This is a genomic window from Streptomyces sp. NPDC090108, assembly GCF_044747185.1.
Classification (GTDB): domain Bacteria; phylum Actinomycetota; class Actinomycetes; order Streptomycetales; family Streptomycetaceae; genus Streptomyces.
In genome coordinates, this window is the sequence record NZ_JBIVDQ010000010.1 from 143,265 (window position 1) to 168,539 (window position 25,275).

The 25,275-nt window shown below is 73.5% G+C and carries 15 protein-coding genes and 1 tRNA gene; 15 read left to right on the forward strand and 1 reads right to left on the reverse strand.

Translation table 11 applies throughout. The features are described 5' to 3' along the window. Positions 1 to 51 precede the first annotated feature (51 nt). The 3 genes from ACIPRD_RS30465 to ACIPRD_RS30475 all read left to right on the forward strand — a co-directional run bounded on the left by ACIPRD_RS30465 (position 52) and on the right by ACIPRD_RS30475 (position 1,116). The gene (locus ACIPRD_RS30465) at positions 52 to 252 is read left to right on the forward strand and encodes a DUF4244 domain-containing protein (RefSeq protein ID WP_401567692.1); all 201 of its coding nucleotides are present in this window, start codon (positions 52 to 54) and stop codon (positions 250 to 252) included. Positions 253 to 274: 22 nt separating this feature from the next. After that, positions 275 to 619, forward strand: coding sequence for a TadE family type IV pilus minor pilin (locus ACIPRD_RS30470; RefSeq protein WP_401567695.1), 345 nt, complete (start codon positions 275 to 277; stop codon positions 617 to 619). Positions 620 to 726: 107 nt separating this feature from the next. Further along, on the forward strand, positions 727 to 1,116 hold the full coding sequence (locus ACIPRD_RS30475) for an Rv3654c family TadE-like protein (RefSeq protein ID WP_401567698.1): 390 nt from the start codon (positions 727 to 729) through the stop codon (positions 1,114 to 1,116). Here ACIPRD_RS30475 and ACIPRD_RS30480 read toward each other — a convergent pair. Then, the gene (locus ACIPRD_RS30480) at positions 1,113 to 3,626 is read right to left on the reverse strand and encodes a DEAD/DEAH box helicase (RefSeq protein ID WP_356407602.1); all 2,514 of its coding nucleotides are present in this window, start codon (positions 3,624 to 3,626) and stop codon (positions 1,113 to 1,115) included. The genes ACIPRD_RS30475 and ACIPRD_RS30480 overlap by 4 nt on opposite strands. Positions 3,627 to 3,708: 82 nt before the next feature. On the opposite strand from ACIPRD_RS30480, the gene bldG reads away from it, so the two are divergent. The 12 genes from bldG (at position 3,709) to ACIPRD_RS30540 (ending at position 25,247) form a co-directional block, all read left to right on the forward strand. Next, positions 3,709 to 4,050 (forward strand): anti-sigma factor antagonist BldG, encoded by a 342-nt coding sequence (gene bldG / locus ACIPRD_RS30485; RefSeq protein ID WP_010986038.1) that lies wholly within the window; start codon positions 3,709 to 3,711, stop codon positions 4,048 to 4,050. 155 nt (positions 4,051 to 4,205) lie between these two features. Beyond that, positions 4,206 to 4,643 (forward strand): ATP-binding protein, encoded by a 438-nt coding sequence (locus ACIPRD_RS30490; protein WP_401567701.1) that lies wholly within the window; start codon positions 4,206 to 4,208, stop codon positions 4,641 to 4,643. A 329-nt stretch (positions 4,644 to 4,972) separates the two neighbouring features. Next, positions 4,973 to 7,378, forward strand: coding sequence for a sodium-translocating pyrophosphatase (locus ACIPRD_RS30495; protein ID WP_356407608.1), 2,406 nt, complete (start codon positions 4,973 to 4,975; stop codon positions 7,376 to 7,378). A 213-nt stretch (positions 7,379 to 7,591) separates the two neighbouring features. After that, positions 7,592 to 8,200, forward strand: coding sequence for a small secreted protein (locus tag ACIPRD_RS30500; protein ID WP_356407611.1), 609 nt, complete (start codon positions 7,592 to 7,594; stop codon positions 8,198 to 8,200). A 254-nt stretch (positions 8,201 to 8,454) separates the two neighbouring features. After that, positions 8,455 to 9,975: a methyltransferase gene (locus tag ACIPRD_RS30505; RefSeq protein WP_356407614.1), complete on the forward strand. Its 1,521-nt coding sequence runs from the start codon at positions 8,455 to 8,457 to the stop codon at positions 9,973 to 9,975. 620 nt (positions 9,976 to 10,595) lie between these two features. Next, a complete protein-coding gene (locus ACIPRD_RS30510; protein ID WP_356407616.1) occupies positions 10,596 to 10,793 on the forward strand; it encodes a hypothetical protein in 198 nt (65 codons plus the stop codon). Between the two features lie 266 nt (positions 10,794 to 11,059). Further along, positions 11,060 to 13,891, forward strand: coding sequence for a type I DNA topoisomerase (gene topA, locus ACIPRD_RS30515; RefSeq protein ID WP_356407619.1), 2,832 nt, complete (start codon positions 11,060 to 11,062; stop codon positions 13,889 to 13,891). 359 nt (positions 13,892 to 14,250) lie between these two features. Then, a complete protein-coding gene (tmk, locus tag ACIPRD_RS30520; protein WP_401567707.1) occupies positions 14,251 to 17,577 on the forward strand; it encodes a dTMP kinase in 3,327 nt (1,108 codons plus the stop codon). A gap of 245 nt (positions 17,578 to 17,822) precedes the next feature. After that, the gene (locus tag ACIPRD_RS30525) at positions 17,823 to 19,028 is read left to right on the forward strand and encodes a DNA polymerase III subunit delta' (RefSeq protein WP_356407625.1); all 1,206 of its coding nucleotides are present in this window, start codon (positions 17,823 to 17,825) and stop codon (positions 19,026 to 19,028) included. 181 nt (positions 19,029 to 19,209) lie between these two features. Further along, entirely contained in the window at positions 19,210 to 20,865 is a 1,656-nt protein-coding gene (locus tag ACIPRD_RS30530) for an alpha/beta hydrolase (RefSeq protein WP_401567709.1), read from the forward strand. Positions 20,866 to 20,970: 105 nt separating this feature from the next. Next, positions 20,971 to 21,047: transfer RNA gene (locus ACIPRD_RS30535), tRNA-Thr, on the forward strand. Between the two features lie 558 nt (positions 21,048 to 21,605). Beyond that, entirely contained in the window at positions 21,606 to 25,247 is a 3,642-nt protein-coding gene (locus tag ACIPRD_RS30540) for a BTAD domain-containing putative transcriptional regulator (protein WP_401567712.1), read from the forward strand. The last annotated feature ends 28 nt before the right edge of the window (positions 25,248 to 25,275 follow it).

The window sequence follows — 25,275 nt, forward strand, 5'->3', positions numbered from 1 at the left end:
CCGACAGGGGGCGCGGTGAGAACAAGGAAACCGGACGAAAAGGGAGTTGGCATGCGTGAGACAGCGGTCAGGGTGTGGAAGGTCCTGCGGGAGCGATGCCGCAGGGACGCGGGAATGGTGACCTCCGAGTACGCGATGGGGATCATCGCGGCGGTCGGGTTCGCGATGCTGCTCTACGAGGTCGTCACCAGCGGCCAGGTCAAGGCGGAGCTCCAGTCCATCGTGAAGCGGGCCCTCGGTGCGCGGATGTGAACGGGGAGCGGACCGCGGGTTCGTGACGGCGGAGGCGGCCGTCGTGCTGTCCGTGCTGGTGGCGTTCACGATGGCGCTGGTCTGGGGACTGCTCGCGGTGGCGGCGCGGATCCAGTGCCTGGACGCCGCCCGCACGGGCGCCCGCGCCGCCGCCCGGCAGGACCCTGCGGACGCGGTCGTACGGGTGACCCGGGAGGCGGCGCCGCACGGGGCGCGGGTCTCCGTCGGCCGCGACGGGGACCAGGTCCGGGTGACGGTGGTGGCCGATCCGCCGGGACTGCCGGGGATGCCGTTCGAGGTACGGGAGGAAGCGGTGGCCGTGTCGGAGGAGGCCCCGGGCACGGGAGCGCCTGGAGCGGGGCCGTGAGGGGCTGCTCGGGGGCCTCGGGGCCGTCCGCCGGGCCGGCAGGGCGGCGGGGCGGTGACAGGGGTTCCGCCACCGTCTGGAGCCTGGGGGCGATCGCGGTGCTGTGCGTGGTCTTCGGGGCCGTGCTGGCCCTCGGCCAGGCCGTCGTCGTACGGCACAGGGCGGCCGCGGCGGCGGACCTCGCGGCGCTCGTGGCGGCGGACCACTGGGCCGAAGGCGAGGCGGGGGCCTGCGGCCGGGCGGAGCGGCTGGCGGCGGTCCAGGGGGCACGGGTGGTGCGGTGCTCGGTCACGGGAGAGATCTCGGACGTGACGGCGGGGGCGGGAGGGGGGCCGTTCGCGGCGGAGGTCAGGGCCAGAGCGGGACCGGCCCTCACGCCGCCCCAGAGCCTCTCTCCCCGGTCCTCGCGGGCCCCGGAGACCGGGGAGGCACCGCCCAGGAGGCGTCTCCCCGATCGCCGCGGCCTGATCCCCGGAGACCGGGGAGGCACCCCCTAGTCCGTCGGGTCCGCTCCCTGCTTCCGTTCCTGATCCTCCGCGTGCTCCTCCGCCGCGCGGTCCTGCGGTGCCCCGCGTAGCAGGACCGTGAGGAGCCGTACCGCCCCCCTCTTGTGCAGCGGGTCGTTGCCGTTGCCGCACTTGGGGGACTGGATGCAGGACGGGCAGCCCGCCTCGCACTCGCAGGAGGCGATGGCCTCGCGGGTGGCGGCCAGCCAGGAGCGGGCGGTGTGGAAGGCGCGCTCGGCGAAGCCCGCGCCGCCGGGGTGGCCGTCGTAGACGAAGACCGTCGGCAGCAGGGTGTCAGGGTGCAGCGGGACGGAGACGCCGCCGATGTCCCAGCGGTCGCAGGTGGCGAAGAGAGGCAGCATGCCGATGGAGGCGTGTTCGGCGGCGTGCAGGGCGCCGCCGAGGATCTCGGGGCCGATCCGGGCCTCGTCCAGCTGGTCCTCGGTGACCGTCCACCACACCGCGCGGGTGCGCAGCGTCCGGGGAGGGAGGTCGAGCTTCGTCTCGCCCAGCACCTCGCCCGTGATCAGCCGCCGGCGCAGGAAGGAGACGACCTGGTTGGTGACCTCGACCGAGCCGTAGCAGAGCCGGCCGGTGCCCCAGGGGATCTCGACGTCCGTCTCCAGGACGGAGATCGAGGTGGTGTCGCGGGCGTCGGTCGAGTACGGCGGGCTCGCCTCCTCGACCAGCGCGACCGAGTCCTCCAGGTCGAGGGAGCGCACCAGGTAGGTCCGGCCCTGGTGCAGATGCACCGCGCCCTCGTGGACGGCGGAGTGCGCGGCGGCCTCGTCGACCGTGCCCAGCAGGCGCCCGGTGGCCTCCTCCACGACCTGGACCGGGCGGCCGCCCGCGCCGCGGATGTCGGTCAGGTCGGCGGCCCGTTCCCGGCGTGTCCAGTGCCAGGCCCTGGTCCGGCGGCGCAGCAGTTTCGCGGCCTCCAGCTGCGGCAGCAGCTCCGCGGTGGCGGGACCGAAGAGGTCCAGGTCCTCCTCGGTCAGGGGGAGCTCGGCGGCGGCGGCGCACAGGTGCGGGGCGAGGACGTAGGGGTTGTCGGGGTCGAGCACCGTGGATTCGACCGGCTGGTCGAACAGGGCTTCGGGGTGATGGACCAGGAAGGTGTCCAGCGGGTCGTCACGGGCCACCAGCACCGCCAGGGCGCCCTGTCCGGCCCGGCCGGCGCGGCCCGCCTGCTGCCACAGGGAGGCGCGGGTGCCCGGGTATCCGGCGATCACCACCGCGTCCAGGCCGGAGACGTCCACGCCCAGCTCCAGGGCCGTCGTGGCGGCGAGGCCGAGGAGCTCGCCGGAGTGCAGGGCGCGTTCCAGGGCGCGGCGCTCCTCGGGGAGGTAGCCGCCCCGGTAGGCCGCGACACGCCGGGCGAGGGACCGGTCCACCTCGGCCAGCCGTTCCTGCGCGATGACCGAGATCAGCTCGGCGCCACGCCGGGAACGGACGAAGGCGACCGAGCGGACGCCCTGCACGGTGAGGTCGGTGAGCAGATCGGCGGTCTCGGCGGTGGCGGTACGCCGAACGGGCGCACCCTTCTCGCCGTGCAGTTCGGTGAGCGGGGGTTCCCACAGGGCGAAGACCAGCTCGCCCCGCGGGGAGGCGTCGTCGGCGACCTCGACCACCGGCAGCCCGGTCAGCCGGCGGGCGGCGACGGCCGGTTCGGCCGCCGTGGCGGAGGCCAGCAGGAACACGGGCGACGCGCCGTAGCGGGCGCACAGACGGCGCAGCCTGCGCAGCACCTGGGCGACGTGCGAGCCGAAGACGCCCCGGTAGGTGTGGCACTCGTCGATGACGACGTACTTGAGCGACTTCAGGAAGGAGGACCAGCGGGGGTGGGAGGGCAGGATGCCGCGGTGCAGCATGTCCGGGTTGGTCAGCACGTAGTTCGCGTACTGGCGGACCCACTCGCGCCCCTCGACCGGGGTGTCGCCGTCGTACACCGCGGGGCGCACGGCGGCACCCAGCGGTTGTGAAAGTTCCTTCACAGCCCGGCACTGGTCCGCGGCCAGCGCCTTGGTGGGGGACAGGTACAGGGCGGTGGCGCCGCGGCCGTTCGGGGCCTCGGAGCCGTCCAGGAGCGTGGACAGGACGGGCGCGAGATAGGCGAGGGACTTGCCGGAGGCGGTGCCGGTGGCGACGACCACCGAATCGCCGTCCAGGGCGTGCTCGGCCGCCAGTGCCTGGTGCTCCCACGGATGCTCGATGCCGCGGGCCTGCACGGCCGCGATCACCTCGGCTCGAATCCGGTCAGGCCAGACGGCATGCCGACCCGCCCGCGGGGGCAAGTGCTCCGTATGAGTGATGCGTGCGGACCGGCTCGGCCCGGCGGCGAGCCGGCCCAGCACCGTGCCCGGAGAGGGGCGCGAGGCGGGGTCCGCCGGGGGGCGTTCGGATCGGAGATTCTTGGCCATCGGGACCGAGTCTGTCACCGGCGTGACGGACAATGGGGCCAAGGCGTCGTGCACGCACGCCGGTAAGTGATTGAATGCCATCGCGGCTGGCGATGCGTCCCGGGGGCCGCAGGCCGAGATGTCCTTAGGGGCGACCGCTCGATAGCAAGGTGCTGGAGGATTCGTGGACCTGTCCCTGTCGACCCGTACCGTCGGCGATCGCACGGTCGTCGAAGTCGGTGGCGAAATCGATGTGTACACCGCGCCCAAGCTGCGTGAGCAGCTGGTCGAGCTCGTGAACGACGGGAATTTTCATCTCGTCGTCGACATGGAGGGCGTGGACTTCCTCGACTCCACCGGGCTCGGCGTGCTGGTCGGCGGCCTGAAGCGGGTGCGTGCCCATGAGGGCTCGCTGCGCCTGGTCTGCAACCAGGAGCGCATTCTGAAGATCTTCCGCATCACCGGCCTCACCAAGGTGTTCCCCATCCACACCTCGGTCGAGGAAGCGGTGGCGGCCACCGACTGACCCGGACCGAGCACGGGGTCCGGGCCGTACACCGGCCCGGACACCGGCGGTCCCGCCGCGGGCCGGTGTGCCCGGGGCACAGAAGTTCATGGGAGTGCGGGCTCCCGGCGGCCCCGCTCCCGAGTACCGCATGCCGGTAGTCGCGAGGGGGATGCATGGCCACCGTCGAACTCCGCTTCAGCGCGCTGCCCGAGCACGTCCGGACCGCCCGCCTGGTGGCGGCGGCGGTGGCGCGCCGGGCCGGAGTGGACGAGGCCGTGCTGGACGAGGTCCGGCTCGCCGTGGGCGAGGCCTGTTCCCGCGCCGTCGGGCTGCACCAGATCAACGACATCACGGCACCCGTGAAGGTCGCGCTGATCGAGGAGGAGAAACAGTTCTCCATCGAGGTCGGCGACGAGGCCCCGCACGTCGTACCCGCCGGCCGGGTGGCGGGCGGTGCCGCGGCCGACGCGGACGTGGAGGCCGAGGAGGACGAGATGGGCCTCGCGGTCATCAGCGGTCTCGTGGACGACGTGGAAGTCACGACCGGCGAGAGCGGCGGCCTGATCCGCATGTCCTGGCCGACCGCCCCGCCCGTCACCGAACTCGTCTGACGGCGCGCCGCGCGCGGGCCGGCCGCCCCGCATCACCCTTCGAAGGGCCCTGCTGAGCAGGGCCCTTCGTCGTATTTCCGCAGCCTGTTTTCCGGCGCCCTCGAATTCGTGAAGGAATTCACGATCAATAGCGCGATGATTTGATCAAGGGGCCATTCGGCCCACAATGCCTCTGGGGCGTTACCTCTTTCGGGTTCTCCTGCGCGACCCCGATCATTCGCCATGGAGACACGAAGGTCGATTGCGTTTACCGTGGCCTGTTGAGATCACGATCGGGTACCTAGAATCCGTCCACATCTTGAGCTCAGCCCAAGCGTCAAGGAGGACGAATGGCGGGGCTTTCTACCCCTCATCTGTCGGGCCATCCGACATCCCTCGCGGCCGCGGTACTGACGGACGACAACCGGATCATGGTGGCGGTGATCGCGGCTGTCGCCGTGGCCGCGCTCGTGGTCGCGGGTGTCCTGGTGCGTCAGGTGCTGGCGGCGGGCGAGGGCACCGAAAGCATGAAAAAGATCGCCGAGGCGGTCCAGGAAGGCGCCAAGGCCTATCTCGGGAGGCAGTTGCGCACGCTCGGCGTATTCGCCGTCGTCGTCTTCTTCCTGCTCCTGCTGCTGCCCGCGGACGACTGGAATCAGCGTGCCGGACGATCGGTCTTCTTCCTGATCGGCGCGGTGTTCTCGGCGGCCACCGGCTATATCGGCATGTGGCTCGCCGTACGCAGCAATGTGCGGGTCGCCGCGGCGGCCCGTGAGGCCACTCCGGCGGAAGGCGAACCGGAAAAGGATCTGACCGCCGTCTCGCACACCGCGATGAAGATCGCATTCCGCACGGGTGGCGTCGTCGGCATGTTCACGGTGGGCCTCGGCCTGCTGGGCGCCTCCTGCGTGGTGCTGGTGTACGCGGCCGACGCGCCGAAGGTGCTGGAGGGCTTCGGCCTCGGCGCCGCCCTGATCGCCATGTTCATGCGTGTGGGCGGCGGCATCTTCACCAAGGCCGCCGACGTCGGCGCCGACCTGGTCGGCAAGGTCGAGCAGGGCATCCCGGAGGACGACCCGCGCAATGCCGCGACCATCGCCGACAACGTGGGCGACAACGTCGGCGACTGCGCGGGGATGGCGGCCGACCTGTTCGAGTCCTACGCCGTCACCCTGGTGGCCGCGCTGATCCTCGGCAAGGCCGCCTTCGGCGACGCGGGGCTCGCCTTCCCGCTGCTGGTGCCGGCCATCGGTGTCGTCACCGCGATGATCGGCATCTTCGCGGTCGCCCCGCGCCGCGCGGACCGCAGCGGCATGAGCGCCATCAACCGCGGCTTCTTCGTCTCCGCGGTGATCTCGCTCGTCCTGGTCGCCGTGGCCGTCTACACCTATCTGCCGGCGAGGTACGCCGACCTCGCCGGGGTCACCGACGCGGCCGTCCGGGCCAAGAGCGGCGACCCGCGCGTCCTCGCCCTGGTCGCGGTGGCCATCGGCATCGTGCTGGCCGCCGTCATCCAGCAGTTGACCGGCTACTTCACCGAGACCACCCGCCGGCCGGTCCGGGACATCGGCAAGACCTCCCTCACGGGTCCGGCCACCGTCGTTCTGGCGGGCATCTCGGTGGGCCTGGAATCGGCCGTCTACACCGCGCTGCTCATCGCCCTCAGCGTGTACGGGGCGTTCCTGCTCGGCGGCACGTCGATCATGCTGGCGCTGTTCGCGGTCGCCCTGGCCGGCACCGGTCTGCTCACCACGGTCGGCGTGATCGTCGCCATGGACACCTTCGGGCCGGTCTCCGACAACGCGCAGGGCATCGCGGAGATGTCCGGCGACGTCGAGGGCGCGGGCGCCCAGGTGCTCACCAACCTGGACGCGGTCGGCAACACCACCAAGGCCATCACCAAGGGCATCGCGATCGCCACGGCCGTCCTCGCGGCCGCGGCGCTCTTCGGGTCGTACCGGGACGCGATCACCACCAACGTGCAGGACGTGGGGGCCAGGCTCACCGGGCCCGGCGCGCCGCTCAGCCTGTCGCTGGACATCTCGCAGCCCAACAACCTCGTCGGCCTCATCGCGGGCGCGGCGGTCGTCTTCCTCTTCTCCGGACTCGCCATCAACGCCGTCTCGCGGTCGGCCGGTTCGGTGGTGTTCGAGGTGCGGCGGCAGTTCCGCGAGCACCCCGGGATCATGGACTACACGGAGAAGCCCGAGTACGGGCGGGTCGTCGACATCTGTACCAAGGACGCCCTGCGGGAGCTGGCCACGCCGGGTCTGCTCGCCGTGATGGCGCCGATCTTCATCGGGTTCACGCTCGGTGTCGGCGCGCTCGGCTCCTACCTGGCGGGCGCGATCGGCGCGGGCACACTGATGGCGGTGTTCCTCGCGAACTCCGGCGGCGCCTGGGACAACGCCAAGAAGCTGGTCGAGGACGGGCACCACGGCGGCAAGGGCAGCGACGCCCACGCCGCCACGGTGATCGGCGACACGGTCGGCGACCCCTTCAAGGACACCGCGGGGCCGGCGATCAACCCGCTGCTGAAGGTCATGAACCTGGTCTCGCTGCTCATCGCGCCCGCGGTGATCAAGTTCTCCTACGGCAGCGACAAGAGCATCGGCGTACGGATCATGATCGCGATCCTCTCGCTCCTGGTGATCGTCGTCGCGGTGTACGTGTCCAAGCGGCGCGGCATCGCCGTCGGCGACGACGAGAACGCCGAACGGGTCTCCAACTCAAGTGATCCCGCGGTGGTTTCGTAGACCGGTCCGGTCAAGTCCGTTCGACGGGCGGGCGGGTGGCGCGTACGGCGCGCCGCCCGCCCGTTCCGTGTGTGTGGGCTCACCCACGCCGTGAGCCTTCTCTCCCGTGGAGCAAAGAGACATATAAGCCTATCAATGGGACGTTCGGTGGCGGAGGGAGGTGGTCCGCCGTGTAGATTCCGTGGGCCGAGAGCCAGGGAAGGGACCGATCCGGTGAACAAGAAGCTCGCGTCCGCGCTGTCCGGCGGTGCGGTCATGGTGGTGGCGCTTACGGGCTGCTCCAGCGAAACCAAGCCCAGCGGCCCCGACCCCAAGCTGGTGGCGTGGGCCAAGTCGGTGTGCAACGCCGTGCCCGCCCAGGACTCGAAGATCAAGGCGGCCAACGCCCAGATCGCGAAGACGGCCACCGACGGCAACCTGCCGCCGAAGACCGTCCGGGACACCTACGCGCAGGCCTTCCAGGACATGTCCGACGGCTACAAGGCCATCGCCGCCGCCATCAGCGGCGCCGGCGCGCCTCCCGGCGTGCAGGACGGCGCCAAGCGGCAGCAGGACGCCGTCAAGAACCTCGACGGTCTCGCCACGTCCTACGCCGACCTGAAGAAGCAGGTCGACGGGCTCGACACCAAGGACCAGGGCAAGTTCGCCAAGGGCCTGCACGACGTCGCCGACCGCACGAAGGAGATCGGCGAGCAGAACAGCAGCGGCACCGAGGCGCTGAAGCGCCTGGAGCAGGGTGACGTCCAGCAGGCGATCGCCCAGCAGGCCAGCTGCAAGGTCGCGGCCTCCCCGTCGGCCTCCACGCCCGCGACGGCCGGCTGACACCGGCGACGGCGGTCCGGCCTTGACGCCGACGGCGGGCCCACCCCCGCCATGACCTGCGCGCGTCCGTGACCGCCGCGCCGACGCACGCGCGCCGGTGCGCGGCCCCGGGGCCATGGCCGTGCTCGGCCGGCGCCCGCGTCGGCGCCTCGCGGCGCGACCCGCCGTACGGCCCCTGCCGAGGCGCTCGCCGGCCGCCGCCACGGACACAGCCGAGGCGCTCGCCGGCCGCCGCCACGGGACACAATGGGGGCGTGACAGACTCCGGCCTCGCCCCCCTGCCCGCCTCCGACCGGCCCGACGTCGCCGCAAGCCTGCGCGACGCCCTGCTCTCCGCCTCCTTCACCGCGGACGGCCTGCTCGACCTGCTCGGCGCCCCCGCGTACGCGGCGCTGGCCCGCAGCGAGACCGTGCCCGCGCTCCGGGCGACCCGTGGCGACACGCCGCTGGAGACGCTCGTACGGCTCTTCCTGCTCCAGCAGCCCGTGCCCCACGCGCGCGTGGCCGCGATCCTGCCGGCCGACGAGGCCCTGGACGCCGGATGGCTGAAGCGTGTGGGCGGCGACGAGGTGGCCGCCACCGTCGACGTGCGGCCCTACGGCGGCGCGGACGGCGAGGACTGGTTCATCGTGTCCGACCTGGGCTGCGCCGTCGGCGGCGCGGGCGGGATCGGACAGCACGAGGAAGGTGTCGTCCTGGGCGTCGGAGGCGCCTCCACGACCCTCGCGGGCATCACCGTGCGCACGCCCGTCGCCACCGCCCTCGACCTCGGCACCGGCTCCGGCATCCAGGCGCTGCACGCGGCCCAGCACGCCACGCGCGTGACGGCCACCGACCTCAACCCGCGCGCGCTGCACATCACCGCGCTCACCCTCGCGCTCTCCGGGGCACCCGCCGCCGACCTGCGCGAGGGCTCGCTCTACGGGCCGGTCCGGGACGACGAGACGTTCGACCTGATCGTGTCCAACCCGCCCTTCGTGATCTCCCCGGGCGCGCGGCTGACGTACCGCGACGGCGGCATGGGCGGGGACGATCTGTGCCGCTCGCTCGTTCAGGGAGCGGGCGAGCGTCTGAACGAGGGAGGGTTCGCGCAGTTCCTCGCCAACTGGCAGCACGTGGAGGGGGAGGACTGGCAGGACAGGCTCAGGTCGTGGGTGCCGCGCGGCTGCGACGCCTGGATCGTGCAGCGCGAGGTGCAGGACGTCACGCAGTACGCCGAGCTGTGGCTCAGGGACGCGGGCGACCACCGCGGCGACCCGGCCGCCTACCAGGCGCGGTACGACGCGTGGCTGGACGAGTTCGAGGCGCGCAAGGTCAAGGGGATCGGCTTCGGCTGGATCACCCTGCGCAGGACCGGGGCGGCCGAGCCGTCGATCACCGTGGAGGAATGGCCCCACCCGGTCGAGCAGCCGCTCGGGGAGACGATCCGGGCCCACTTCGCCCGTCTCGACCACCTGCGGGAGCACGACGACGCGGCCCTCCTCGAAGGCCATTACCGCCTGGCCGACGAGGTGGTCCAGGAGCAGGTCGGACTGCCCGGCGCCGAGGACCCCGAGCACGTGGTGCTGCGTCAGCACCGCGGCATGCGCCGTGCGACGAAGGTGGACACGATCGGCGCCGGCTTCGCGGGCGTGTGCGACGGCTCGCTGAGCGCCGGCCGCATCCTGGACGCCATCGCGCAGCTCGTCGGCGAGGACCCGGTGCTGCTGCGTGACCGTACGCCCGCGCAGATCCGGCTGCTGGTCGAACAGGGCTTCCTGGAGCCGGTGCGCTGACCCGCGGCCGCGGGCCCCGACGCGGTCCGCGGTGTTGGCTGCGGGCCCCGACGCGGTCCGCAGTGCCGGCCGCGGGCCCCGACGCGGTCCGCGGTGCCTGCCGCGGTGCCCTTCGTGGCGTCCGCCGCGGTGACCGGTGACCGCCGCGGTGCCCGGCCGCGCGTTCGGGCCGGTCGCCTCCGGTGACCGCCGCGGCGCCGATGGCCGGGCGCCGCGGCGCCCATGACCGACCGTCACCGGTGCTCGCGGCCGACCGCCGTGGCCGATCGCGGTGGCCGGCAGCGGCGGTGGTCACCGCGCCGTTCCGGCCGTCGTAGCCCGGCTCCCCGGGCCGCCGTAGCCGCCGCAGGGATCATCGTCGTATGCCCGTGGCAAGGGCCGCGGCGTGCGGCGGATCGCGGGTGGCGGCCGTCGCCCGGGGAAGACGGCCGGAAACGCACCCCGGATCTCCGCCGGCGGTGTCGGCCGGACGCCGTGCGATCGCCCGTTCGGCCCCGGTGGCACCCCGCCGGCCTTCCGTTCACGTCGATGTCGCCCGTTCGTCGCCCTTGCGTGGAAGCCTCCCCGCACAGGGCCGGACGGGCGGCGCGGACGGACGGCGCGGAAGGGGTGCGCGGGGCATGGAAAGCGGGCCGGCGGTCTTCGCGGGAGTCGTGTTCGCCCTGTTCGGGGCCGCCCTCCTGGTGTGGACCGGTGTCCGCTTCCGCCGCGCCGAGCCGGTCGCCGCCGATGTGAACCAGGTCGCATCCGCCGCCGTCGCCGGCCTCGCCGGAATCGTCGCGCTGGCTCTCGGCGCGTACTGCCTCACCCGCCTCTGACGTCGGCGGCGGGATGCCGCCGCGGTGGACCCCCGGGTAAAAGGAGCGTCACGCTCCGGACAGGGGCGAGGAGTCGTCGGACACTCCGGGCGGCAGGAATGGCGGTAGTCGGGTTACCGTTCGAGTGGCCGTTGTGGGCTTTTCCCGTTTGACACGGGGGCGGGATGTAGCGTCACACTCCGCAGCGTCACATGAGCCACCAGCACGCGGTCACCCCGGGCGAAGCCCCGGGGAGACCTCAGCGTCGACCGGAGAGAAGAGCGAAGTTGTCCCCGACCAGCGACACCGCACACGGCGGCCGCCGACTCGTCATCGTCGAGTCGCCTGCCAAGGCGAAGACGATCAAGGGCTACCTCGGCCCCGGCTACGTCGTCGAAGCGAGCGTCGGGCACATCCGGGACCTCCCCAGCGGCGCCGCGGAGGTGCCGGAGAAGTACACCGGTGAGGTCCGCCGCCTCGGTGTGGACGTCGAGCACGACTTCCAGCCGATCTATGTGATCAACGCTGACAAGAAGGCGCAGGTCAAGAAGCTCAAGGACCTGATGAAGGACTCCGACGAGCTCTTCCTCGCCACCGATGAGGACCGGGAGGGCGAGGCGATCGCCTGGCACCTCCAGGAGGTCCTCAAGCCGAAGATCCCCGTCAAGCGGATGGTCTTCCACGAGATCACCAAGGACGCGATCCGCGAGGCCGTCGCCAACCCGCGCGAGCTGAACAAGAAGCTGGTCGACGCGCAGGAGACCCGCCGCATCCTCGACCGCCTCTACGGCTACGAGGTCTCGCCGGTCCTGTGGAAGAAGGTCATGCCGCGCCTGTCGGCCGGCCGTGTCCAGTCCGTCGCCACCCGGCTGATCGTCGAGCGGGAGCGCGAGCGCATCGCGTTCCGTTCCGCCGAGTACTGGGACCTGACGGGCACCTTCGCGACCGGTCGCGCGGGGGACCCCTCCGACCCGTCCTCGCTGGTCGCCCGCCTCCAGTCGGTCGACGGCCGGCGCATCGCGCAGGGCCGCGACTTCGACTCGCTCGGCCGCCTCAAGAACGAGAGCATCCACCACCTCGACGAGGCGAACGCCCGCGCGCTCGCCGCCGCCCTGGAGAACACCCGCTTCTCCGTGCGCTCCGTCGAGTCCAAGCCGTACCGCCGCTCGCCGTACGCCCCGTTCCGTACGACGACGCTGCAGCAGGAGGCGAGCCGCAAGCTCGGCTTCGGCGCGAAGGCGACCATGCAGGTCGCCCAGAAGCTGTACGAGAACGGCTACATCACGTACATGCGTACGGACTCCACGACGCTGAGCGACACCGCGATCACGGCCGCCCGCGCCCAGGTCACGCATCTGTACGGCGCCGAGTACCTGCCGTCCGCCCCGCGCACCTACGCCGCCAAGGTGAAGAACGCGCAGGAGGCCCACGAGGCGATCCGCCCCTCGGGTGATCGTTTCCGCACTCCCGCCGAGACCGGGCTCACCGGTGACCAGTTCAAGCTCTACGAGCTGATCTGGAAGCGGACCGTCGCCTCCCAGATGAAGGACGCGACCGGCAACAGTGTGACCGTGAAGATCGGTGGCACCGCCGCCGACGGCCGGGACGCCGAGTTCAGCGCCTCCGGCAAGACGATCACCTTCCACGGCTTCATGAAGGCCTACGTCGAGGGCGCCGACGACCCGAACGCGGAGCTTGACGACCGCGAGCGCCGCCTGCCGCAGGTCGCCGAGGGCGACCCGCTGTCCGCCGAGGAGATCACGGCCGACGGCCACGCCACCAAGGCGCCGGCCCGCTACACCGAGGCCTCCCTGGTCAAGGAGCTGGAAGAGCGCGAGATCGGCCGCCCGTCGACGTACGCGTCGATCATCGGCACGATCCTCGACCGCGGCTACGTGTTCAAGAAGGGCACGGCCCTGGTGCCGTCCTTCCTGTCCTTCGCCGTCGTCAACCTCCTGGAGAAGCACTTCGGGCGGCTCGTCGACTACGACTTCACCGCCAAGATGGAGGACGACCTCGACCGCATCGCGCGCGGCGAGGCGCAGTCCGTGCCGTGGCTGAAGCGCTTCTACTTCGGCGAGGGCACCGTGACCGGTGCCGCGGCCGACGCCGGCAACGGCGACGGGGACCACCTCGGCGGTCTCAAGGAGCTGGTGACCGACCTGGGCGCGATCGACGCGCGTGAGGTGTCGTCGTTCCCGGTGGGCTCCGGCATCGTGCTGCGCGTGGGCCGCTACGGCCCGTACATCGAGCGCGGCGAGAAGGACACCGAGGAGCACCGGCGCGCCGACGTCCCGGACGATCTGGCGCCGGACGAGCTGACGGTCGAGCTGGCCGAGGAACTGCTGGCCAAGCCGAGCGGTGACTTCGAGCTGGGCACCGACCCGCGGTCGGGCCACACGATCATCGCCAAGGCCGGCCGCTACGGCCCCTACGTGACCGAGGTGCTCCCCGAGGGCACCCCGAAGACCGGCAAGAACGCGGTCAAGCCGCGCACCGCCTCCCTCTTCAAGTCGATGTCGCCCGACACGGTCACGCTGGAGGAGGCGCTCCAGCTGATGTCGCTGCCGCGCGTGGTCGGCACCGACGCCGAGGGCGTGGAGATCACCGCGCAGAACGGCCGCTACGGCCCGTACCTGAAGAAGGGCACGGACTCGCGCTCGCTGACGTCCGAGGACCAGATCTTCTCGATCACGCTGGAGGAGGCGCACGCGATCTACGCCCAGCCCAAGCAGCGTGGCCGCGCCGCCGCCAAGCCGCCGCTGGCGGAGCTGGGCCAGGACCCGGTCTCCGGCAAGCCGGTGGTGGTCAAGGACGGCCGCTTCGGTCCGTACGTCACCGACGGCGAGACCAACGCGACCCTGCGCTCGGGCGACAGCGTCGAGGAGATCACCCCGGAGCGCGGCTTCGAGCTGCTCGCCGAGAAGCGCGCGAAGGGGCCGGCCAAGAAGACCGCGAAGAAGGCCCCGGCCAAGAAGACGACCGCGGCGAAGAAGACGACGACCGCGGCCAAGAAGACGGCGGCCAAGAAGACGACGGCCGCCAAGAAGACGACGACCGCGGCGAAGAAGACGACCGCGGCCGCGAAGAAGACGGCGGCCTCCCGCGCGGAGGACTGAGTCTCCTGGAGGGGGAGCCACCGGCCGGACGGGCCGGTGGCTCCCCCTCTCCCGTGTCCGCCGTCTGGCGTACGCGGGGTCCCGCCGGGGCAGTTGCTCAGCATGAGACCGGGTGAAGCGCTCGAGGCGTGTGGGACGGGTCATGCCCGTGCGGCCGTATGCGGCCGGACGGCACCGGAAAGCTCCGCCCGGGGCGGTCCGCCCGCCCCTGACCGGGGTCTCCACGGGAGTCCCGTCTCCGCGGTGATCCGCCGCCTCCGTTCGCCGGGGGAAACGTCACGGCATCACTTCGGTGTCGGGACGTGCCCGTCTCCCGGCGGGCGGGGCTCGCTGTCGGCGGCTGCCGATAGGCTGAACGCATGACGCGAGCCGAGCAGCCAACGGCCCCTCCCACCCCACCGGACGACGCCCTGATCGCGGATTCCCGCGAGCGCGCCGTCCGCTCACTGCTGCGCCGGCCGGAGCTGCGGCGCCTGTGGAGCGCCCATCTCGTCAGCGGCGTCGGTGACGCCCTGGCGCTGCTGGTGCTGGTGGTCCTCGTCCTCCAGGCGTCCATCGCCGAGGGCGCCTTCGGCGGCGGCTACCGGGGCGTGGCGTTCGCAGTGGCGACGGTTTTCGCCGCGCGTGTGCTCGCCACCCTGCTCTTCGGAGCCGTCCTCCTCGGACCGCTGACCACACTGACGTCACCGGAAGGTCCGCTCGACCGGCGCTGGACCATGGTCGGCGCCGACGGCCTGCGTGCCGCGCTGCTGATCGTCGCCCCGCTGTGGATCGACTGGATCCCGGGGAACGCGCTCGCCGTCCTGCTGGTCACCGCCTTCGTCACCGGCGTCGCCGAGCGGCTGTGGACGGTGTGCCGCGAGAGCGCGGCCCCCGCCCTGCTGCCCGCGCCGCCGCCGGAGGGCGCGACCGTACGGCCCCTGCCGGACCACATGGACGCCCTGCGCCGGCTCGCCCTGCGCACCGGTTTCCTGGCCGTTCCGCTGGCGGCCGCCACCCTGGTCGTCGCCTCGCTGTTCAACAACCTGCTCGGCACCGGTATCGCCTGGTTCGACCAGCACCAGGCGGCCCTGGCGTCGTACGTGGCGGCCGGACTGTTCGCCGCGTCCCTGTCCGTGCTGACCGCCCTGCAGCTGCCCGGCACGCGCACCCCGCGCGCGCGGTCCCCGCTGGAGGGGCTGCGCCGCCCGCGCACCGGCGAGGGCATCGACAAGGGGCGCACGGGCGTCGTTCCGCTGCTCGTCACCGCCTGCGCGGCCGTCGCCGGCGCCATCGCCGCCGCGGTCTCGGTGTGTGTGCTGCACGCCACCGACCTGGGCGGCGGCCCCGTCCTGTACGGCCTGCTCGTGCTCGGCCTCACCGGCGGTGTCGCCGTCGGCATCCGTACGGCGCCCGCGCTGCTGCCCTCGCTGTCGCGCCGCCGCCTGCTGGCCATCGCGATCGCGTTCACCGGTGTCGCCCTGCTGGCCGCCGGCCTCGTGCCGGACGTCACCACCGTGCTGCTGATCGTCACCCTGGCCGGTGTCTCCGCGGGCGTGGCCGCCAACACCGGGCACGCCCTGCTCGACCAGGAGACCGAGGAGTACCGCAGGCCCCGCGTCACCGAACACCTCCAGGCGGTCGTCCGCGTCTTCATGGCGCTCGGCGTCCTGATCGCCCCCGTCGTCGCCGGTCTCATCGGCCGGCACCGCCTGGAGAACGGCCGCTTCACCTTCGCGCACGGCGGCGCCTCCTTCACGCTGATGCTCGTCGGCGCCCTGCTGCTCCCGGTGGCCGTCCTGGTGCTCGCCAAGGTCGACGACCGCTCCGGCATCCCGCTGCGCCAGGACCTCAAGGACGCGCTGCTCGGCGGCGACGACCCGGTCACCGCCCCGGCCTCCAGCGGCTTCTTCATCGCCCTGGAGGGCGGCGACGGCGCCGGGAAGTCCACCCAGGCCGAGGCCCTCGCGGAGTGGATCCGCGCCAAGGGCCACGAGGTCGTGCTCACCCGTGAGCCGGGGGCCACCCCCGTGGGCAAGCGCCTGCGCTCGATCCTGCTGGACGTCTCCTCCGCGGGCCTCTCGCACCGCGCCGAGGCGCTGCTCTACGCGGCCGACCGGGCCGAGCACGTGGACACCGTCGTACGGCCCGCCCTGGAGCGCGGCGCGGTCGTGATCTCGGACCGGTACATCGACTCCTCCGTCGCCTACCAGGGCGCGGGACGCGACCTCTCCCCGACCGAGATCGCCCGCATCAACCGCTGGGCCACCGACGGGCTCGTCCCGCACCTCACGGTGCTGCTGGACGTGGCTCCGGAGGCCGCCCGCGAGCGGTTCACCGAGGCCCCGGACCGGCTGGAGTCCGAGCCGGCCGAGTTCCACGCGCGCGTGCGGGCCGGATTCCTCGCCCTGGCCGCCTCCGACCCCGGCCGCTACCTGGTGGTGGACGCCGGTCAGGAGCCCGAGGGCGTCACCACGGTCATCCGCCACCGGCTCGACACCGTCCTGCCGCTCTCCGAGGCCGAGATCAAGGCCCAGGAGGAGGCGCGGAAGAAGGCCGAGGAGGAGGCCCGCCGCAAGGCCGAGGAAGAGGCCGCGCGCAAGGCCGAGGAGGAGCGCCTGGAGCGCGAGCGCCAGGAGCAGCTGGCCCGGCTGCGCGCCGAGGAGGAGGAGCGCAAGCAGCGCGAGCTGGAGGAGGCCCAGCGCCGCGAGGCCGAACGCCAGGCCGAGGAGGCCCGGCTGCGTGCCGAGGAGGCGCACCGGCGTGCCGAGGAGGAGCGCCGTCGTCTCCTGGCCGAGGAGAAGGCCCGCGCCGAGGAGGAGGCCCGCCGCAGGGCCGAGGACGAGCGCCGGCGCAGGCAGGCCGAGGAGGAGGCCCGGCTGCACGCCGAGGCCGAGGCCCGGCGCCTGGAGAAGCAGCGCAAGGCCGAGGAGGCCCTGCTGCGCGCGGAGGAGGCCCGCAGGCAGGCGTTCGACGCGGCCGCGGCCGCGGACGACGCCGCCCGCAGGCCCGGCGCGGCGCGGCGCGCGGTGCCGGCCGAGACCCCGGACGAGGTGACCGTGGCGACCCCCGTGGTGTCGCCGGGCACGGACGCTCCGGCCCGGCGCCCGGAAGCGCGGGGTGTGGAGGAGACGGTTCCGACGCCGGTCGTCTCCCCGCACACGTCCGGCCGCCCGGCCCCCGAGCGCGGCCCGGACGAGACGGCGGTGCTGCGGCCGGTGCGCGACGAGCGCGACGCCCGCCCCGGCGGGAACGCCGGTGCCGGCGGCGACTCCGAGGTGACGGCCGAGCTGCCGTTCGCCCCGGCCCCCGCCGCCGCCGACGAGACCGCGGTGCTCCCGCGGATCTCCGAGGAGCCCCGGAAGCCGCAGGCCGCGCCGCGGGCGCTCGACGAGACCGCCGTGCTGCCGCCGCTGACCTTCGGCGCCGCCGACGAGACCGCCGTACTGCCTCCCGTGCGGGGGGACGGCACGGCCGGCCGGGTGCCGCCCGGCTTCTTCCGGGACGAGCGGCCCGCCGACCGCACCGGTGAGGCGCCCCGGCCCGACGCCGACGGCAGGCCCCGTCGCCCCCGGCCCGACTGGGCCGAGGAGACCCCGCTGGACGACCTGCCCTCGCTGGCGGACGAGCTGCTGGGCTCGTACGACGAGGGGGAGTACGGCGGCGACGAGGACCAGGGCCGTCGCGGCCGCGGCCGGAAGGACTGACCCGGGACGACGGCCGGACCGGCCGGAGCGGCGGGTCCGCAGCGGCTGATCCGGTGTGACCGGACCGGTGCGACCGGACCGTACGAGGACAGCGGGCGGCGCCCGCCGGAGCATCACGGTGCTCCGGCGGGCGCCGCTTTCCGTGCTCCGGGGGCCCGCCGCAGCCGGTGGGCGGCCGTGGTTGTCGGTGGCCACCCGCACAATGGATCCGGGACGCGGAGTGTGACGGAAGGGCGGCGTGACCCGTGAGCGTGTGGGACGACCTCGTCGGTCAGGAGAAGGTGAGCGCGGTGCTGGAGGGCGCCGCGCGGGACGCCGACGCCCTCGTCACGGCCGCGGCGGCGAACGAGCCGCCGCCCGAGACGTCGCAGATGACCCACGCCTGGCTGTTCACCGGACCGCCGGGAGCGGGCCGGAACCAGGCGGCGCGGGCCTTCGCGGCGGCCCTCCAGTGCGTCAGCCCCGACCGTGCCTTCGGCGCCGCGCCGGGCTGCGGCTTCTGCGACGGCTGCCACACCGCGCTCCTCGGCACCCACGCGGACGTGAACTCCATCGCCGCGGTGGGCGCCGTGATCCGGGCGGAGGAGATGCGGGACACGGTCCGCAAGTCGTACACCTCCCCGGCGACCGGCCGCTGGCAGGTCATCCTGGTCGAGGACGCCGAGCGGCTGAACGAGAAGTCCGCCAACGCCGTCCTCAAGGCCGTCGAGGAGCCGGCGCCGCGCACGGTGTGGCTGCTGTGCGCCCCGTCCGTCGAGGACGTGCTGCCGACCATCCGCTCCCGCTGCCGCCACCTGAACCTGCGCACGCCCCCGGTCGAGGCCGTCGCCGACATGCTCGTGCGGCGTGACGGCGTCGAGCCCGCGGTGGCCGCGGCCGCCGCCCGCGCCACCCAGGGCCACGCGGACCGGGCCCGGCGGCTCGCGACCGACCCCGCGGCCCGTGACCGCCGCGCCGCCGTGCTGAAGCTGCCGCTGCGCCTGGGCGATGTGGGCGCCTGTCTCAAGGCGGCCCAGGAACTGGTCGACGCGGCCGCCGAGGACGCCAAACAGCTCGCCGAGGAGATGGACGGCAAGGAGACCGAGGAGCTGAAGGCGGCGCTGGGCGCGGCCCAGGGCGGCCGGATGCCGCGCGGTACCGCGGGTGTCATGAAGGATCTGGAGGAGATGCAGAAGCGCCGCAGGACCCGCACCCAGCGCGACAGCCTGGACGTCGCCCTCGGTGACCTCACCGGTTTCTACCGCGATGTCCTTGCGCTCCAGTTCGGTTCACGCACCGCGATCGCGAACGAGGACGCCGAGGACGCCCTGCAGCGGATCGCCCGCGACAGCTCCCCGGAGTCCACCCTGCGCCGCATCGAGGCGATCGCCGCCTGCGGGGTCGCCTTGGACCGCAATGTGGCCCCGCTGCTGGCGGTGGAGGCGATGACGATGGCTCTGCGAGCGGGGTGAGTGGCGCGTCGCCGGGGTGCGGGGTGTGTGAAGGCGTGCCCTGCGGCCCGGGTGCGGGTGGCGACGGCCCTGCGGGCGGGGTGAGCCGGGCGTACGGTGGTTGACGGACAGGGTCCCCCGTACGAGGCTCACCTTCCTCACGCTCGGCATTCATCCCCTCGCGCAGGGTTACGCTCACGTGATGCACACCAGCTCATCCCCCCGCCGGTCCCCCCGGACGTCCTGGCTCGCCGGGACGTTCCGCCCGTCGGCGCCCAGTCGGAACCGGAACGGCGCCCGTGCCGGGGCCCGCGCCACCACGACCCTGCTCGCGGCCGCGGCACTGCTGGTGTCCGCCTGCTCCGCCGGGAGCTCCCGCACCTCGGCGGACGGTGTGGCGGAGGCGGCGCTGGCCGCGCTCCCGCGCGCGACCCCGGCGGCGCTCTCGCCGTACTACGAGCAGCCGCTGCACTGGCGCAGCTGCGGCGCCCCCGGCTTCCAGTGCGCGACGATGAAGGCCCCGCTCGACTACGCCAGGCCCGCCGCGGGCGAGATCAAGCTCGCCGTGTCCTTCAAGAAGGCCACGGGCAGCGGCAGGCCGCTCGGCTCGCTGCTCGTGAACCCCGGCGGCCCGGGCGGCTCGGCGGTCGCCTACCTCCAGCAGTACGCCGGGATCGGCTACCCCGCCGAGATCCGCGCCCACTACAACATCGTCGCGATGGACCCGCGGGGCGTGGCCCGCAGCGAGCCGGTCGAATGCATCGACGGCCGCCAGATGGACGCGTACACGCAGACGGACCTCACCCCCGACGACCAGAAGGAGACGAACGCGCTGGTCGACGCGGACAAGAAGTTCGCGGAGAGCTGCGGGGCGCACTCGGCGCGGCTGCTGCGGCACGTCTCCACCGTCGAGGCGGCGCGGGACATGGACATGCTGCGCGCGCTGCTGGGCGACCAGAAGCTGAACTACGTCGGCGCCTCCTACGGCACCTTCCTCGGGGCGACGTACGCCGGCCTCTTCCCGAAGCGGGTGGGCCGCATGGTGCTGGACGGCGCGATGGACCCCTCGCTCGACGCGCAGCAGCTCAACCTGGGGCAGACGGCGGGCTTCGAGACCGCCTTCCAGGCGTTCTCGAAGGACTGCGTGCGGCACCCCGACTGCCCGCTCGGCGGCAAGGACAAGACGCCGGCGCAGGTCGGAGACAACCTGAAGGCCTTCTTCCGCAAGCTCGACGCGCACCCCGTCCCGGCCGGCGACGCCGACGGCCGCAAGGTCGGTGAGTCCCTGGCGACCATCGGGGTCATCGCGGCGATGTACGACCAGGGCAGCTGGGGGCAGCTGCGCGAGGCGCTGACCTCGGCGATGAAGGAGAACGACGGCGCCGGCCTGCTCGCCCTCTCGGACAGCTACTACGAGCGGGACGCGAGCGGCTCCTACAGCAACCTCATGATGGCCAACGCCGCCGTGAACTGCCTGGACCTGCCGCCCGCCTACACCGGCCCCGAGGGGGTGCGCAAAGCGCTCCCCGCCTTCCGCAAGGCGTCCCCGGTGTTCGGCGACAGCCTGGCCTGGGCCACCCTGAACTGCAGCTACTGGCCCGTGAAGGCCACCGGTGAACCCCATCGCATCGAGGCGAAGGGCGCGGCCCCAATCGTGGTGGTCGGTACCACCCGCGATCCGGCGACTCCCTACCCCTGGGCCCAGTCCCTGGCCCGCCAGCTCTCCTCCGGCCGCCTGCTCACCTACGTCGGCGACGGCCACACCGCCTACGGTCGCGGCAGTGCCTGCATCGACACCGCGATCGACGCCTACCTGCTCCACGACACCCCGCCGCCCTCCGGCAAGCGCTGTTCGTAGCCCCGCACCGGCCCCGGATCCCCCCGCTCCGGGGCTGGTACGAAGCACCCCCGGAAACTGTGTAGACTTACCGACGTTGCTGATCGCACCATGGTGCGACAGCGCGCCGCTTTAGCTCAGATGGCCAGAGCAACGCACTCGTAATGCGTAGGTCTCGGGTTCGAATCCCGAAAGCGGCTCCACTGGAACCCCAGGTCAGGAAACTGATCTGGGGTTCTTTCGTTCAGCGGATGCGGCTCCGGTGCGGGCGGCGTCGGGCGCGGGGGACAGGCCGGCCGGTGCCGGCATCGGTGTCGGTGGGGCGTGGGGTACTGGGGCCGCGCGCGGTGGCGGGGCGGGGTGGAGCGGGACGGGGCCCCGGTCGGTCACCTCCGCCGACCGGGGCCGCACACGTCCCCGGATCCGGCAGGCGGCGACACTCCCCCGAGTTGCGCGGCATCCGCGCGCGCCGTCGGACCGGATCCGATGGAGTGATCAGATCAGGGCCCGCCAACGGATCGCTAACATGTGGCCGACGGGTCGTCACCCGGTGCCGGGCCCCGTGGCCGGAACTCGCCGGGCGACGGGGGCGGAGAGCGAGGATCCCGACGGGTTCCGTTTCCCGGCGGCGGCCCGCGGGTGGCGTGAATCCACTGGGGAGAGGCGTAATTCCGCCAGAGCGGCGGTGGACACCCGTCCGCCGCGGGACAAGGGCCGGGACGCGGCCGGACAGGACCGCGCGGGGAGGCTGGAGCGGCGTGATGCGGCGGTACGAGCTGCGGTTCGGACTGCTGGGACCCCCGGTGCTGTACGACCGACCACCGTACGAGATTTCGTACGACGCCTCCGACGCCCCTGCCGCTCCCGCCTCCGGTGTCGTTCCGCCCGTCCCCGCCGGTGTGTCCGGGGCCGTCCACGGCCGTCTCGTCCACGCCATCGGCAGCCCCAAGGTGCGGGCGCTGCTGGCCGCGCTGCTGCTGGAGGCCGGCCGCGTGGTGTCGGCCGAGTCGTTGAAGGAGGCCCTGTGGGGCGGGGCGCCGCCCGTCTCCGCGCAGGCCTCGCTGCACAATCACGTCGCCCGGCTGCGCCGTCTCCTCGGCGGACCCGAGCGGCTCAGGGCCGTACCGCCCGGCTATCTCCTGCGCGTCGAGGACGGCGAGCTGGACATGCACGTGTTCGAGGCGTGGGCCGCCGAGGCGCGGAGCGCTCACACGCGCCGGGACTGGGCCGGGGTCGTACGGGCCGCCGACGCCGCACTCGCGCTCTGGCGCGGCACCCCGCTCAGCGGACTGCCGGGGGACTTCGGCGGCTACGCCCTCGTGCAGCGGCTGGAGGAGGCGCGGCTGCTCGTCCTGGAGTGGCGGTACGACGCCGAACTCGCGGTGGGCGGGGCACGGCTGGCCGGTCTCGTGCCCGACCTGGCGGCGCTCGTCGCCGCGCACCCGCTGCGTGAGGCGTTCCACCGTCAGCTGATGCTGGCCCTGCACCGCACCGGCCGCCAGGCCGAGGCCCTCGCGGTCCATCGCGATCTGCGCACCCGGCTGATCGAGGAACTCGGCATCGAGCCGGGCCCGGCGGTCCGCGAGGCCCACGTGGAGGTGCTGCGGGGCCTCGCGCCTTTGGCCGGCGAGCGCATATCCGGTGCGGAGGGTGGACGCCGGCCGCGTCCGGAGGCGGTGTCGCACGCCCCGGCCGGGTCGGGCCGCAGCGAGATCCCCGGAGGTCCCGGGGGCGTCCCCGGGGAACCGGCTCCGTCGCGGACCGGCGCCGCGGCTGCCACGGACACCGCCTTTGGCGGCGACGCTGCCTCCGGTGCCGGTGCCGGTGCCGGTGCCGGTGCCGGTGCTGGTGCTGCCTCTGGTGCCGGAGGCGGACGCGGCGCCGTCCCCGGCGCGGATGCCGCCCCTGGTCGGGGTTCCACGTCCGATGCGGGCGCCGCCCCTGGTCCGGGCCGCACGTCCGGCGCGGATGCCGCCCCTGGTCGGGGTTCCACGTCCGATGCGGGCGCCGCCCCCGGTGGGGGGACCGGCTGCGGTCCGGGTGCCGCCTCCGGTGGAGGTACCGCCTCGGACGCGGGCAGCACCTCCGGTACCCCCGGCCCGGCGCCGCGCGCTCCCGCGCAACTCCCGCCGCCCCCCGCCGACTTCACGGGCAGGGCGACCGAACTGCGCCTCCTGCGGGAGACCCTCGCCGCCCGCAGGAGCCCGGTCGCCGTGATCAGTGGGATGGCCGGCGTCGGCAAGAGCGCGCTGGCCCTGCACGCCGCCCACGCGCTCAGGCACCGCTTCCCCGACGGCCAGCTGTACGTCAAACTGCACGGCGCCGCCCACGGGATGACCCCGCTCACCCCGGCCCAGGCCCTGTCGGCGCTGCTCCGCGACCTCGGCACGCAGCCCCGGAGCATCCCCGAACACCCGGACGCGGCAGCGGCGTTGCTCCGTACCCTGCTCGCGCCCGCCCGGGTCCTGCTGGTGCTGGACGACGCGGCGAGCGCGGCCCAGGTGCGGCCGCTGCTCCCGGCGGGGCCCGGCTGCGCGACGATCGTCACCAGCCGCTCCCCGCTCACCGCCCTGGACAGTGCCCAGCGCTTTCCGCTGACCCCGCTGACGGACGAGGACAGCGCCGCGCTCCTGCGCGCGGTCAGCGGACGCGACGGGCTGGACGCCGGTCACGCACTCGTCGAGCTGACCGGCCGCCTGCCGCTCGCCCTGCGCGTCGTGGCCGCCCGGCTCGCCGCCCGCCGTGCCCTCACCCCGGACACCCTGGCCGGTCAACTGGCCGCCACGGAAGGCAGACTGCGGCAACTGGAGTACGACGACCTGAGCGTCCGGCGTTCCCTGGCCGTCGCCCACGACGCCCTCGCCGCCGCCGAGCACGAGGCCGACCGGGACGCGGCCGTCGCCCTGAGCCGCCTCGGCGCCCTCGACCTGCCGGCCTACGGTGCCCCGCTGGTCGCCCGCCTCACCGGCCTCGACGAGCACCGCGCCGAAGCCGCTCTGGACCGCCTGGTCGACGTGGCCCTCCTGGAGGAGACGGCGTACGGCCGCTACGCCCCCCACGACCTGGTCCGGGACTTCGCCCGCGAACTGGCCGGTGCCGCAACGGAGATGCCCCGGGGCGCGGCCACTGCCCCGGAGCCAGGCGCCGGTGTGGCTTCGGAGCCCGGCGTCGCTCCGGAGTCAGGCGTGGCTTCGGGGTCAGGTGCGGCTCGGGAGTCAGGTGCCGAAGCGGTCCCGGAGCCAGGCGTGGTCCCGGAGTCACCTACCGACGCGGACCCGGAGCTCGTCGCCCTCCGCTGGTTCGCCGCGGTCGCCGAGCGTGCCCTCGTCGCCGTCGTCGAGCCGGGGCTCGACCGGGACGACCGGCTGCGGCCCACCTCCGTCCAGCCCTCCGGGCACGCCGCTGGCGTGGCTCCCCTGCCGCACTTCGAGTCGGCGGAGGAGGCCTTCGCCTGGGGGGACCTGGAGCTGGAGAACATCGTCGCGCTGGTGGGACGGAACGCGGACACCGCCGACCCGGGGAGGGCCGGGTATCTGTCCACCCTGGTCCGCCTGTTCTTCCCCTACGTCTGGCGCAGCGGCCGGATCGCGGAGATGGAGGTGCTGCTGCTGGCCGGGCTCGGGGCGGCACGGCGGTTCGGGGACGCGGCGGCCGAGGCCTACGCGCTGGGCGATCTCGCCGGGCTGCATTTCCTGACCGGACGGCACAACGACGCCCTCGGCCTCACCGGACAGGCACTGGAGATCTGGCGCGGGCTGGACCACCTGTCCTGTGTCCGGCGCGGCCTGAACAACCGGGGTCTGCTGCTGGAGGGGCTCGGCCGCTTCACGGAGTCCGAGGAGGCGCTGCGGCAGAGCCTGGCGTACTCCCGGCAGCTGGACGATCCCTACGGCGAGGCCGTCACCCACAGCCATCTCGGCAACCTCTACGAGCACACCGATCCCAGGTCGGCCATCGAGCAGCACCGGCGTTCGCTGGCGATCGGGGACGCGATCGGCGCGGTCATCGTGCGCCACTCGGCGCACTGCAACATCGGCTACGCCCATCTCACCCTCGGCGAACCGGCCGCCGCGGCACGGCACTTCGGGGAGAGCCTGCGCATCCTGGGCGGTCACGGCGACTGGCACGGGGAGTCACAGACCCGGCTCGGCCTGGTCCGCGCGCTGCGGCAGCTCGGCGAGGCGGAACGGGCCGCGCGCGAGTGCGCCGCGCTGCTGAGCGAGGCCGACGCCCGCGCCGACCGCTACACGGGCGGCCGCGCCCGGCACCAGCACGGCCTCCTGCTGCACGAGCAGGGGCGGACGGAGGAGGCCCGCGACGCCTGGCGCGCCGCTCTCCTGGCGCTGGACGGCACGGACGAGCAGGCCCTGCTGGAAGAGCTGCGGACTCTTCTGGGCGACTGAACCGCCTGCCGCGCGGGCCGGCTCGGCG